Genomic DNA, 12,569 nt, shown 5'->3' with positions numbered 1-12,569 from the left:
GCACGTGCTTTACTCGAAAAACCCGCGCCCAGGCGCGGGTTTCGTCTTTACGCCTACGCGAACTAAAAATGGCACTCGATTAAACTTGAAAGGGTGCGGGGCGCTTTACCTTCTCTACCGTATCCACAGGCCCCGGAGGAATGCCCATGCCGACCGAAAATGCCCAGCCATCCCTGAGTCCGGAGGACCTGGAAAGCCTGCAACTGGCGCGCGACATCCTGGAGAATCCGAGCCTGACCGCGCGCTTGTCGAATTACGTTGGAAAGCCCATCGAATACGCCCTGGACATGCTGCCCGCCAAGGCCGGCGGCCTGATCACCGAGGCTACCCAGAAGGCGATACACGCCGCGCTCAAGGCCGCATTGATGACCATGGGCAAACGCGATGGCCGCGCCGCCGAGACGGCCCCGGCTGCGTCGAGGTGGCTGCACAAGGCGGGCGCGGCGGTCAGCGGCGGCGTGGGGGGCTTTTTCGGTTTGGCGGCGGTTACCGTGGAGCTGCCCGTCTCGGTCACCATCATGATGCGGGCTATCGCGGATGTGGCGCGTGGCGAGGGCGCCGACCTGGACGACGTGACCACGCAGCTGGATTGCGTGCAGGTACTGGGGCTGGGCGGCCGGTCCAAGTCGGACGATGCCGCCGAGGTGGGTTATTTCGCGGCGCGCGAGGCCATGGCCAAGGCCGCGGTGGACGCGTCCGCCTTCCTGGCAACGGGGGGCAAGCTGGGGGCGACGGCGGCGCCGCCCTTGGTGCGCCTGATCAATGCGGTGGCCAGCCGTTTTGGCGTCCAGGTCACCGAAAAAGTGGCCGCCCAGGCTGTGCCCGTGATCGGCGCGGCGGCCGGCGCCTTGATCAACACCGCCTTTACCAATCATTACCAGCAAATGGCGCGGGGCCACTTCGTGGTGCGGCGCCTGGAAGGCAAATATGGCAAGGCGGCGATCGAGGCGGCGTACCAGCGGCTGGGGGAATCATCGGAATAGTCTGCTTACGTACAAACGTATCCGGGGCATACTCCAACTTTTCTCCTATCCACGCATGGCGCTTCGCGCGCCATGATGTTGAATTTCCACGGTGATAGCCTGACGCATGCAGCACGAACAACCCTCTTCGTTGGTAACCACTTCGTTGGCAACTTCGGCGGACCCCGCCGGCCAGGATCCTTACCAGTACCTGGAATCCCTGGACAGTCCGGTCGTCGAGCAGTGGGTGACCGCGCAGAACCAGCGCACCCTCGATGCCTTCGGCAAGGGCCCGGACTTTGATGCCACGGTGGCGCGCCTGACGTCCCTCTACGATTCCGAAGACCGCATCGTCTCGTGCTCGCGTTGCGGCGATTGGGGGTACAACACATGGACTGACGCCGATCACCCCTTGGGGCTGGTACGCCGCACGCCGTGGCAGGCATGGCTGGACCGTGCGCCGGTGTGGGAGACCGTGCTCGATGTCGATGGCCTGGCGCTGAACCAGCAGGGAGCGGATGACGAAGACGGGGAGGAAGACGAAGCCCCGACGCGCTGGACCTTGCAGGATTTCGAGCTGCGCTATCCCGACTACGACCGCGCGTTGGTCAGCCTGTCGCCGGATGGCGCGGACGCCTGCATCGTCATGGAATTCGACGTCGAGGCGCGGTGCTTCGTGGACGGCGGATTCGAGATCGCGGACGAGGGCCAGCATTCCATCGGATGGATAGACCGGGACACGGTCTACGTCGGCTGGGACGATAGCGCGGCGCATGACGAGCCCGCGTTGACGAATGCCGGCAATCCGCGCCAGGTGCGCAAATGGCGGCGCGGCACGCCGCTGGACGCGGCGCCCGTCGTGTTGGAATGTGCGCAGACGGATATTTCCGTCAATGTCTGGTATGACTATCTTCAAAGGCGCCACCTGGCGGCGCGGGCGACGGCGTTCTTTCGCACGGACTGGTTCTGGCTGGACGAAGCCGCCGCGCAATGGCGGCAGTATGCGGTCCCGCCGGGCGCGGAGATCGACGAATGGATGGGGTGGCTGTTCATCACCTTGCGCGAAGATTGGCGGGCGGGCGACCTGGTGCATCGGGCCGGCTGCCTGCTGGCCATCCGGCGCGAGGCTTTCCTGGCCGGCCGGCGTGACTTCGACGTGCTGTTCACGCCGGGTCCTCGCCGCGTGCTGGACGACCTGGATTTCACGCGCAACTGGGTGCTGGTGGCCGAGCGGCAGGACAGCGTGCCGCGCCTGACGCTGTGGCGCCTGCCGCGCGGAGAGGGCGACGAGTGGGGGCCGCAGCCTTACGTGCTGCCGCCCGACAGCGAAGTGACGATGGAATCGGTGGATGCCGAGCGCGACGATACGGTGTTGATCCACGTTGACCATTTCCTGGTGCCGCCGTCGCTCTATTACGCGGATCTGGGCGAGGCAGGCGGTGGCGCCACGGCGGGCTGGCGGCTGTTGGCGCAAATGCCGCCGAAGTTCGACGTCACCGGCATGTCGGCGCAATTGCGCTATGCGCCCGCGCCGGACGGGGTATCGATCCCTTATTGGGTGATCGGCCGCCTGCCCGAGCCGGGCGGCGCGCCGCTGCCTTGCCAGCTATACGGCTATGGCGGCTTCGAAGAGGCGCTCGATGCGCCCGCCTACTCCGCGACGACGGGCATCACCTGGCTGGAGCGAGGCGGCATCTATGCCATTGCCTGCATACGCGGCGGCGGCGAGTTCGGCCCGACGTGGCACCAGGCCGCCGTGCGCGAGAAGCGGCAGGTCGCCTTCGACGATTTCATCGCGGTGGCGCAGGCGCTGGTCGATACCGGCGTCACCACCCCAAGGCAGCTGTCGATCAGCGGGGCCAGCAATGGCGGACTGTTGACGGCGGCGTGCATGGTGCAGCGCCCGGACCTGTTCGGCGCGGTGCTGTCCGACGTGCCGGTGCTGGACATGGCGCGTTTTCACAAGCTGCTGCAGGGGGCAACGTGGACAGAGGAGTATGGCGATCCCGATGACGCCGAGGCCCTGTCCTACCTGCTGGCCTATTCGCCGTATCACCAGGTTCGCGCGGACGTGGCGTATCCGCCCGTGCTGTTCAGCGCTTCCAGCAGCGACGACCGCGTGCATCCGGGCCATGCCCGCAAGATGGCGGCAAAGATGCAGGCACAGGGGCACGGGAACGTGTGGTACCTGGAGCGCCGCGAGGGCGGGCACGGGGCGGGGGTGGATGCGCGGACCATGGCGAGGACGGCGGCGTTGGAGGCGGGGTTTCTGTGGCGGGAGGTGGGGGGCTGATTCCAGCCTGCTCCATCCTCGTCCGCCACCCGTTCCGCCGCGGAGCATCCTTGGTGCGGGGGCTCACCAGCAGGCATTGCGCTTCGAGGGCAGGAAATGCACCTCTAGCCAGCTTGCTCAGAACGCCTTTGCGAACAATTCCCGGAATTCCTTTTCCGACGTGTACCGGGGATTCCAGCGGTTGTAGTCCGCCGCGAAGCTGCGCCGGGCCAGCTCATCCAGCGATGATTCCGTGACGCCGACATCGCGCAGCCTTGTGGGTATGCCTAGGTCCGCGCACAGCGTGCGGATCGCGTCTATCGCCAGCCGCCCGGCGTCGAGTTCCGGCAGTCCGGCCACATTCGCGCCCAGGATATGCGCCACCTGCGCATAGCGCGCCGGGTTGGCCATGAAGTTGAACTCGGCTACTGTCGGCAGGCACAAGGCGTTGGCCAGGCCATGCGAAACGGGGAACAAGGCGCCGATGGGCATGGCCATGCAGTGCACGTTGCCCAGGCCGGTGTATCCGAAGGACATCGCGGCCATGGAAGCGCCGCACAACATGTCCATGGCGGCGGTCGTATTCTGCCGGTTGGCGACGAATTGCCGGATATTGCCCGCGATCAGCTTCATGGCATGGAGATTGACCGCGTCCGAAAACGGATTCGCCAGCTTGGACAGGTAGGACTCGAAGGCGTGGACGAACGCGTCGATGCCCGAATGCGCCGCGACGTGCGCCGGTAGGGATGCCACCGCCAGGGGATCGAGGATGGCGACTTGAGCCGGCCCCCAGGCCGCATGGCGGATGGCCATTTTCACATGCCTTTGGGTGTCGGTGATGACGGCGGCGCTGGAGACCTCCGATCCCGTGCCCGCCGTGGTTGGCACGGCGAACAAGGGCAAGGGGCGCACGCTGAATTTCTCGATGCCCTCGTAGTCCGAGACCTTGCCGCCATTGGTCATCAGGATGGCCACGGCCTTGGCGACGTCGATGGCGCTGCCTCCGCCGATGGCGACGATGGCTTCCGCTTCATGCGCGCGGCAGCGCTCATAGGCCGCCGCGACCGTCGTATCGCTGGGTTCAGGTTCGATATCGCCGAAGTTGGCCATCGGTATGCCGGCGTCTTCCAGCAGCTGGGTGATGCGCTGCGTGATCTCGCTCTTGACCAGTGCGGGATCGACCATCAAAAAGACCCGCTTGCAGCCCCAGTCCTGAATGATCCGGGGCAAATTGGTGTGGGCATCATGCCCGAAGACCAGGCGCGTAGGGCTGGAGAAGCTGGATATTGCCAGGGGATTCATCGTGTGTGTCTCCTCGGTGGATGCTCAGCGATCGATACGAACGCAGATGTTCTTCACCTGGGTGTACGACAACAGCGCATCCAGCCCCTTCTCGCGGCCGAAGCCGGACTTGCGATAACCGCCGAACGGGAGCTCCACGCCGCCGCCCGCGCCATAGCAGTTGACGAAGACCTGGCCGGCCTTCACCTTCTGCGCCAGGCGGTGCGTGGCGCCCACGTCGCGCCCCCAGATGCCGGCCACCAGGCCGTACTCCGTCCCATTGGCCAGGGCGGCCGCTTCTTCCAGGTCGTCGAACTGGGCAATGGTCAGCACCGGGCCGAAGATTTCTTCCTGATGAACGCGCATGCCGGCGCGCGCCTGGTCCAGCAGCGTGGGCAGCACGAAGTTGCCCGCGTCCAGGTTGGCCCCTTCCAGCACGCGGCCGCCTCCGATGACCTCGACGCCTTCATCGCGGCCGATGGAGATGTAGTCCTGCACTTTCTGTTGCTGATTGCGGCTGACCAGCGGGCCGATGTCGGGATCCTGCAAGCCAGCGCCCACGGTCAATCCATCCAGGCCGGCGCGCAGCCGTTCGATCAGCGCGGCATGCGCTTGCCGCTGCACCAGAATGCGCGAACCCGCCGAGCAGGTCTGGCCGGAATTGGGAAAGGCGGCCTTGAGCAGGGTAGGCACGGCGGCGTCGAGATCGGCGTCGGCCAGCACGATATTGGGCGATTTGCCGCCCAGCTCCAGCAGCACGGGCACGATGTTGTCGGAGGCGGCGCGCATGACGGCGGCACCGGTGGCCACGGAGCCGGTGAATACGACCAGGTTCACGTCCGGGTGGGCAGCCAGGGCGGCGCCCGCTTCATGGCCCAGGCCTGGCACCACGTTCAACACGCCGACGGGCAGGCCTTCCTCATGGCAGATGCGCGTCAGTTCCAATACGCTGAGGCAGGCCAGTTCGGCCGGCTTCATGACGATGGTATTGCCGGTCGCGAGGGCCGGCGCCAGTCCGCGCGAGGCGATCTGCAAGGGATAGTTCCAGGGCACGATCTGCGCGGTGACGCCCAGCGGTTCGCGCACGGTGAAATCGAAGAATTCCTGGCCCAGCGGAATGCTGGTGCCCAGCACCTTGTCCGCCACGCCGGCGTAGTATTCGAAGAAGCGCGCGGCCGCCACGGCATCGGCCTGGGCCTGCTTCAAGGGTTTGCCGGTGTCCTGGCTTTCCAGGCGGGCCAGGCGGTCCTGTTCCTGCGCGATGCGGCGGGCGATGTTGGACAATACGCGCGCCCGCTGCACGGGCGGGCAGTCGGCCCAGGCGGGCAGGGCGCGTTGCGCGGCCTGCACGGCCGCATCGACGTCGGTCTTCTCGCCGCGCGCGATATGCGCGAGCACCTTTCCGGTGGCGGGGTCCAGCACTTCAACCGTGCGGCCCGAACGCGCGGGGGCCCATACACCGTTGACAAAACAACCGTAAGACTGAATCTCGGACATGCCGGGTACTCCTTGAGTGTTCGATGAAAAGGCCAGGAGCGCGAAGGCGCCGGGGCCTGGAAAACTTCGCCTTCCTAGGCCGCTTCCGCGGCGGCACCGCCAAGATAGGCCGCGTGGATACGCGGGTCGCGCTTGAGCTCGGCGGCTGTTCCTTGCAGCACCACCGACCCGCCTTCCAGCACATAAGCGCGGTCGGCGATGGCCAGGGCCTGGTTCGCCATCTGTTCGACCAGCAGGATCGCCATGCCCTCGCGGCGCAGGCGCAGCAGGGAACGAAAGATCGCGGCGGTGACGATGGGCGCCAGGCCCAGCGAGGGCTCGTCCAGAATCAGCAGGCGCGGACCCGACATCAAGGCCCGCGCGATGGCCAGCATCTGCTGCTCGCCGCCGCTGAGCGTACCCGACAACTGCTCGCGTCGTTCACGCAGGCGCGGGAACAGCTCGAACATGGCCTCGATACGCTGGGCCAGCAAGGCGCGGTCACGCCGGATGAGATGGCCGCCAAGCAACAGGTTCTCATAAACGGTCTGGTCGGCGAACACCTGGCGCCCCTCGGGCGCCATGGCGATGCCGGCCGTCACGCGCGACGGCGCACCCTGGCCTTGCAGATCGCGGCCCAGGAAGGCGACACCGCCCGTGGCCGCCGTCAAGCCGGTGATGCCGCGCAGCAGGCTGCTCTTGCCTGCGCCGTTGGCGCCCAACAGGGCGACGATTTCTCGTTCATTGACTTGCAGGGACACACCGCGCAAGGCCTGCACGGCGCCATAGGAAATGCTCAGGTCGCGTACGTCCAGGATCATGCCGCGGCCTCCTCGATGATCAGTTCGTCGCTGCCCAGGTAGGCCGCGATCACTTTGGGATCGGCCTGGATGGCGGCGGGGCCGCCTTCGGCGATAAGCGTGCCGTTGTCCAGGACAACGATGTGGTCGGACACTTCCATGACCAGGCTCATGTCGTGTTCCACCATCAGCACCGCGATGCCTAGCGCTCCGATCTTGCGCACCAGTTGGCCCAGCTCCCGGGTCTCTTGCGGATTCAGGCCGGCGGCGGGCTCGTCCAGCAACAGCAGCAGCGGTTGGCTGGCCAGCGCGCGCGCCAGTTCGACGCGCCGTTGCACGCCATACGGCAGGCTGCCGGCGCGGGCGCCGGCGTAGTCCGCCAGGTCAGTGAATTCCAGCACCGCACGGGCATTGCGCAAGGCGTCGGCCTCGCGATGCGTGCCCTGGATGCGGCTGTGCGCGCCCACGATGACGTTCTCCAGCACGGTCATGGCGCCGAACAGGCGCAGGTTCTGGAAGGTACGCACCACGCCCGCGGCAGCACGGACATGCGCGCTGGCGGTGGTGATGTCGCGCCCTTGCAGCAGGACCGTGCCGGCGCTGGCGGGGATGACGCCGGTGATGATGTTGATCAGCGTGCTTTTGCCCGCGCCGTTGGGGCCGATCAGGGCGTGTATGCGATGTGCTTGCAGCACCAGGTTGATACCGCGGGCGGTGACGATGCCGCCGAAGGCCTTGTGGATGTCACGGAGCTCCAGCAGCGGGGCGACGGTGTCGATCGCGTCGCGCGTCAGGGCCGATCGCAAGGCCCCCGTATCCACGCTGGCCGGACGCGTGCCCGTCGCATCGACGGGCGCATTCACGGATGCCGCATTGACCGTCGACGTTGCCGTCGATGCGACCATAGCAGTCCCCGTGGTCTTGCGCCGTCTGAACAAGCCCACCACACCCTCGGGCATGAGGTACAGCGCGAACAGCAGCATGGCACCGTACACGAAGTGCTGCGCGAAAGGCCACTGAGCCAGGTACACGTCGGTCAGCGTCAACACGATCGCGCCGACGAGCGGACCGTGGATGGTGCCGGCGCCGCCCAGCAACACCAGCAGCAGGATGAACACCGACAGATGGAAGGTGATGAAATCGGAATTGAAATACTGGTTCTGCTGCGCCACCAGCGCGCCGCCCAGGCCGCACAGGGCCGCGGCGATGACGAAGGCCAGGGTCTTGTAGCGATAGACCGAAATCCCCGCGCAACTGGCCGCGATCTCGTCCAGCTGCAGGGACAGCAGGGCGCGGCCGAACTTGCCGCGCAGCAGGTGCAGGAGCACGAGATGCGCGACCAGGCCCAGGGCGATGACCAGCCACACCCAATGTTGCAGGGTATAGGCCTCGCCATTGAGCGCGTTCAGCGGCACGATGCCGTAGATGCCCTGCGCGCCACCGAACATATCGGTCCACTCGGTAACCAGCTTCTGCGCGACGATGCCGAAGGCCAGCGTCACCAAGGCGAGGCTGGGGCCCTTGACGCGCAGGGAGGGCAGGGCGATCAGAACGCCCACCAGGGCCGCGACCACGGGCGCGGCGGCCAGCGCCAGCGCGGGATGCCAACCAGCGCTGGTGGTCAGCAGCGCCACCGTATAGGCGCCGGCGGCGAACAGGCCGGCCTGTCCCAGTGACTTTTGGCCGGCATAGCCTGCCAACACATTGGTGCCGGCCGCGCACAGGTAATACACCCCGCACATGAACAGGATGCGCAGATAGAAATCGCTGTCGAGCCAGCCGGCCAGGCCTGCCAGCAGCGCGGCGACAACGGCCGCGCCCAGCGCGGATCGGCGGAAATCGCGGACGATGCTCATACTTTCTCCACCAGCTTGCGGCCGAACAGGCCATTGGGCATGACGGCCAGCACGGCGATCACTAGCACGAAGACCACGATCTCGCGCCACTGCGCGCTCCACAGCGCGGTGAACGATTCGGCCACGCCGATCAGCAGGCCCCCGAACATGCAGCCACGTGGACTGGTCAATCCGCCGACGATGGCGGCGGAGAAGCCCTTCAGCGCGATGACCACGCCCATGAACAGCGACGCCGACATGATGGGAGCTATCAGCATGCCGCTCAAACCCGCCAATCCCGTGCTGACGGCGAAGGCCAGCATCATGATGCGCGTGACATCGATGCCCATGAGCGCGGCGGCATCGCGGTTCTGCGCCACCGCTCGCATGCTGCGGCCCAGCGGCGTGCGGCGCAAGGCGTAGTCCAGCGTGAAAAGGATGCCGAATGCCAGCACCAGCACCAGGATCTCCTGCGAGCGCAGGCCCACGCCGCCGATGCGCAGGACGCCGTCGCCCAGCGGCGCGGCAACCATGCGCGCGCCCGGCCCCCATAGCGACAGGGCCAGGCTTTGCATGATGATGCCGAAGCCGATGGTGCTCATCACCCAGGACATGCCGGGGCGGCCGGCGAACGGACGGATGGCCGCCACGTAGAGCGGCAGGCCGATCAAGCCCATCACGACGGCGGCCGCGAGCGCCGCCAAGGCGTAGATGAACGGATAGGCAGCCGCATCGATGGTCAGCAGCGCCGTCAGCAAGCCGACTGCGCCGAGACCGACGAAGGCGCCCACCGACACGAAGTCGCCTTGTGCGAAGTTCAGCGTGCGCGTCGTGGTGTAGGTCAGGTTGAAGCCGATGGCGATGAGCGCGTAGATGCCTCCCATCGTCAGGCCTCCGACCAAGGCCTGCAACAGAGTGTCGATGCTCACGGACGACGCCTTATTTCTTGAAGTCGGCGGGAGTCAGCGTGGCCAGGACCGGGTCTTCGAAATCGACCACCTTGCCGTCACGCCATTGCGACCAGTGGTAGTCCTGCGCTTGCAGGCCTTCGTGGCGCGTGGCGGTGAAGGGCGGGTTGTATTGCTTGACCAGGCCGTCCACCGGTTTCTGCAAGGATTCCAGGGCGGCGTGTACGGCCGCGCCGTCGAAGCTCTTGGCTTGCTCGACGGCGGCTGCCCACACCAGCACGGTGTCGTAGGCCTGGGTGGCAGCCCAGAACATGGCCGGATTGGCCAGCTTGGGGCCCACGCGCGCGAACAGGGACTTGGCGGCGTCGGACTGGACCGCGCTGGAGGTCGTCAGAAAAACGGGCCACTCCATCAGCTTGTCGCCCGCCACTTGCGGGAAGCCGCTGAAGGACGCGGCCCAGGTTGTCAGCATGCGCGGCTTGTAGTTGATTTTTTCCATGCTGCGCACCAGATGCCCCAGGGGCGCGGCTTGCGCCCAGACCACCAGCGTGTCCACACCGGCGGCCTTGGCCTTGTTCAGCTGCGACGTCATGTCGGTATCGTTGGCGTCGAATTTCTCTATGATGGCGGGCGTCACGCCGTGCAGCTTGGCGATGGCCTCCATGTCCTTCAGCCCCGCCTGGCCATAGCCGGTGGTTTCGACGAAAAAGCCGATCTTCTTGCTGGCTGGATTCTTGGCGGCGTAAGCCACCAGCGCGGCGGCCTGGTCGCGATCGACCATGGAAATGCGGAACAGATAGTTGGTGCCGCTGCCTTGCGTAATGGCGGTGGATGAGGCGCTGGACACCAGCACCGGCATCTTCTTCTGGTTGGCAATGTGCTTCCACGCCAGCGCGTTGCCGGAGTTGGTGGGACCGAACACCACGGCGACCTTCTCGCGGTCGATCAGGTCGGTCATGTTCTGGATCGACTTGGGCGGTTGGCCCAGGTCATCGCGCACGACGAATTGCAGCTTGTGGCCCAGCAATCCGCCACGCTGGTTGATGTCGTCGACCGCGGCGCTGATGCCCATGACGCCGATCTGGCCGGATTCGGCCGAAGGCGATCCCGAGATGTCGCCGTTGTAGGCGACCTTCACCACGTCCTGCGCGTAGGCGGCCGTCGCGCTCAGCGTGGCGGCGGCCAGGGCCAGTGCGACGAATTGATTGCGTATCTGCATTGTCTACTCCTTTTTTGTTGGCGTCCGCCCGGGGCGGGCCTCGTTATTTGTATTTGCCGGTTTCTGTATTTGCCGGGTGGATGGCGCCGTCCAGCTTCGATTCCGCGGGCGGCGCCGTGCCCCGGGATGCCGGCGCCAGGGCAGCCGGAAGGATAATGGGTATGTCCAACAGGAAACCCGCCAGCGATTTACCGTGCGAGTCCAGATTCAAGGAGTCATTGACGCCGCCGTCCAGCACGCTGTCGATGACGAAGTTCATGGCGTACAGACGCGGCAGCAGATGGCGGGCTATGGCGCCGGGGTCACGGTGTGCGTAGACCCGCCGCACCTCGGATGGCGTGACTTGCTGAACCAGGAACTCATAGTGCTCCGGCCGGTAGGCCACGATGCTGATGTTGCAACGGTCGCCTTTGTCGCCGGTGCGGCCATGAGCGATTTCGTAGAGCGGGACAACCACAGTGGACGCGGTCATTGATAAATCTCGTAGGACGCCTGTACCTGGTCGCGGTCGATGTAGCCGGAGCGGGTTTCCATGCGCGGACGGATGGCGGTGCGCACCCCACCGCCGCCGGCCGGGCCACAGCAGTAGAGGGCATTGACTTCGCGGGCGAGGGCTTCGGCCTCCTCACGGGTGGCGAAGCTGGCGGCCAGGCGCAGGCGCACATCGCGCGCGCCGCTGTCGGGGCGCGTGGCCAGCAGCTTGCCGCGGTCGTCGGCGAAAATGCTGAGTACGCCCAGCAGGTCCACCCGTAGCGGCGTCCCGGTGCCCATGCGGGAGCGGACGACGTCGGCGGCCAGGCGCGCGCGCGCCTCTGCACGCGGGCCGCCGTAGGAAATCTCTGCTTCTGCGAGCCAGCCTCCCTCGTAATAGGCATTGACCTTGAGCGTGGCCGGGCGCGCGTGCCCACGAACACCGGCCAGCGCGACGGTATCGGGGCCGGTCTGCGCAATACTGGCCTCCGAGATGTCGGCGACGACGTCGGGGGTCAGGTACGAGGCGGGATCGTGGACTTCATACAGCAGTTGTTCCGTGACGGTGCGGCGGTCGACCACGCCGCCCGTGTGCTCGGCCTTGCCGATCTCGCACGTGCCGTCGGCGTCGATGCGGGCGATGGGAAAGCCCACGTGGGCCAGGTCCGGCACGTCCTTGTAGCCTGGATCGGCAAAATAGCCGCCGGTGACCTGCGATCCGCACTCCAGCAGGTGGCCAGCCATGGTGGCGCGGCCCAGGCGATCCCAATCGGCGGTGTCCCAGCCGAAATGGGCCATGGCAGGGCCTACCGTCAAGGAGGGGTCCGCGACGCGTCCCGTGACGACGATGTCGGCGCCGTTGAACAAGGCGTCGGCAATCGGCTCGGCGCCCAGGTAGGCGTTGGCGCAGAGCAGTTGGCCGGCGCGGGGCAGGCCAGCTTGTGCCAGTACGGCTGCGCTGTTCTGGTGGGCGATCAGGTCATCGCCATGCACGATGGCGATGCGTGGCTGGCGTAGCCCGGCCTGGCGGGCCAGTTCGGCGATGCGCCGCGCGGCGCCTAGCGGATTGGCCTGGCCGAAATTGCTGATGATCGCAATGCGGTTTTCCAGGCAGGCGCCAAGGATGGGGGGAAGGAAGAGATCGAGAAGCGGCTCGTAGCCCTTGGCGGGATCGGCGCGCCGGGCAATCTGGGCCAAGGCCAGGGTGCGTTCGGCCAGCGTCTCGAAGATCAGCGCTCTCGGTCCATCGCGACGGCACAGGGTCCGGACCACCGGGATGGCGGCATCGATGCGGTCGCCGGAAAAGCCCGCCCCGCAGCCTACCCATAGGGGCGCTTTGGCCATG

General features: G+C 66.4%; 9 protein-coding genes and 1 pseudogene. 2 read left to right on the top strand and 8 right to left on the bottom strand.

What is annotated here, in order from left to right; all coding sequences use genetic code 11:
• Nucleotides 1–146: 146 nt before the first annotated feature.
• Nucleotides 147–983 carry an EcsC family protein gene (locus C7R54_RS25205; RefSeq protein ID WP_129153538.1) on the top strand — a complete coding sequence of 279 codons (837 nt, stop codon included), beginning with the start codon at nt 147–149 and terminating at the stop codon, nt 981–983.
• Between the two features lie 106 nt (nt 984–1,089).
• A complete protein-coding gene (locus C7R54_RS25200; protein ID WP_129153536.1) occupies nt 1,090–3,255 on the top strand; it encodes a prolyl oligopeptidase family serine peptidase in 2,166 nt (721 codons plus the stop codon).
• 117 nt (nt 3,256–3,372) lie between these two features.
• Here C7R54_RS25200 and C7R54_RS25195 read toward each other — a convergent pair whose 3' ends face one another.
• The 8 genes and pseudogenes from C7R54_RS25195 to C7R54_RS25160 form a co-directional block, all read right to left on the bottom strand.
• On the bottom strand, nt 3,373–4,536 hold the full coding sequence (locus C7R54_RS25195; protein WP_129153534.1) for an iron-containing alcohol dehydrogenase: 1,164 nt from the start codon (nt 4,534–4,536) through the stop codon (nt 3,373–3,375).
• 24 nt (nt 4,537–4,560) lie between these two features.
• Nucleotides 4,561–6,012 carry an aldehyde dehydrogenase family protein gene (locus C7R54_RS25190; RefSeq protein ID WP_129153532.1) on the bottom strand — a complete coding sequence of 484 codons (1,452 nt, stop codon included), beginning with the start codon at nt 6,010–6,012 and terminating at the stop codon, nt 4,561–4,563.
• Nucleotides 6,013–6,086: 74 nt separating this feature from the next.
• Nucleotides 6,087–6,812, bottom strand: coding sequence for an ABC transporter ATP-binding protein (locus C7R54_RS25185; RefSeq protein WP_377815434.1), 726 nt, complete (start codon nt 6,810–6,812; stop codon nt 6,087–6,089).
• Complete coding sequence (locus tag C7R54_RS25180) at nt 6,809–8,647, bottom strand: branched-chain amino acid ABC transporter ATP-binding protein/permease (RefSeq protein WP_129153530.1); 1,839 nt, start codon at nt 8,645–8,647, stop codon at nt 6,809–6,811. Before C7R54_RS25180 ends, C7R54_RS25185 begins: the two co-directional genes overlap by 4 nt.
• Nucleotides 8,644–9,555, bottom strand: coding sequence for a branched-chain amino acid ABC transporter permease (locus C7R54_RS25175; RefSeq protein WP_338026250.1), 912 nt, complete (start codon nt 9,553–9,555; stop codon nt 8,644–8,646). The genes C7R54_RS25180 and C7R54_RS25175 overlap by 4 nt, the downstream gene beginning before the upstream one ends.
• A gap of 10 nt (nt 9,556–9,565) precedes the next feature.
• Nucleotides 9,566–10,753 (bottom strand): ABC transporter substrate-binding protein, encoded by a 1,188-nt coding sequence (locus C7R54_RS25170; protein ID WP_129153528.1) that lies wholly within the window; start codon nt 10,751–10,753, stop codon nt 9,566–9,568.
• Between the two features lie 133 nt (nt 10,754–10,886).
• Nucleotides 10,887–11,225 (bottom strand): annotated as a pseudogene (locus C7R54_RS25165) (AtuA-related protein); the annotation flags it as partial.
• The gene (locus tag C7R54_RS25160) at nt 11,222–12,568 is read right to left on the bottom strand and encodes an acyclic terpene utilization AtuA family protein (RefSeq protein ID WP_129153526.1); all 1,347 of its coding nucleotides are present in this window, start codon (nt 12,566–12,568) and stop codon (nt 11,222–11,224) included. The pseudogene C7R54_RS25165 and the gene C7R54_RS25160, both read right to left, overlap by 4 nt.
• Between the last annotated feature and the right edge of the window lies 1 nt (nt 12,569).

It is taken from the genome of Achromobacter aloeverae (assembly GCF_004121055.1).
Lineage (GTDB): Bacteria > Pseudomonadota > Gammaproteobacteria > Burkholderiales > Burkholderiaceae_B > Bordetella_C > Bordetella_C aloeverae.
Note: the sequence above shows the minus strand (reverse complement) of the source record. Positions and strands in the feature narration are given on the sequence as shown.

Bases quoted from the DNA above. Each gene is read 5' to 3' on its own strand.
- C7R54_RS25205 (WP_129153538.1), top strand. From the start codon at position 147: ATGCCGACCGAAAATGCCCAGCCATCCCTGAGTCCGGAGGACCTGGAA.
- C7R54_RS25190 (WP_129153532.1), bottom strand. From the start codon at position 6,012: ATGTCCGAGATTCAGTCTTACGGTTGTTTTGTCAACGGTGTATGGGCC.
- C7R54_RS25185 (WP_377815434.1), bottom strand. From the start codon at position 6,812: ATGATCCTGGACGTACGCGACCTGAGCATTTCCTATGGCGCCGTGCAG.
- C7R54_RS25170 (WP_129153528.1), bottom strand. From the start codon at position 10,753: ATGCAGATACGCAATCAATTCGTCGCACTGGCCCTGGCCGCCGCCACG.
- C7R54_RS25200 (WP_129153536.1), top strand. From the start codon at position 1,090: ATGCAGCACGAACAACCCTCTTCGTTGGTAACCACTTCGTTGGCAACT.
- C7R54_RS25180 (WP_129153530.1), bottom strand. From the start codon at position 8,647: ATGAGCATCGTCCGCGATTTCCGCCGATCCGCGCTGGGCGCGGCCGTT.
- C7R54_RS25195 (WP_129153534.1), bottom strand. From the start codon at position 4,536: ATGAATCCCCTGGCAATATCCAGCTTCTCCAGCCCTACGCGCCTGGTC.
- C7R54_RS25160 (WP_129153526.1), bottom strand. From the start codon at position 12,568: ATGGCCAAAGCGCCCCTATGGGTAGGCTGCGGGGCGGGCTTTTCCGGC.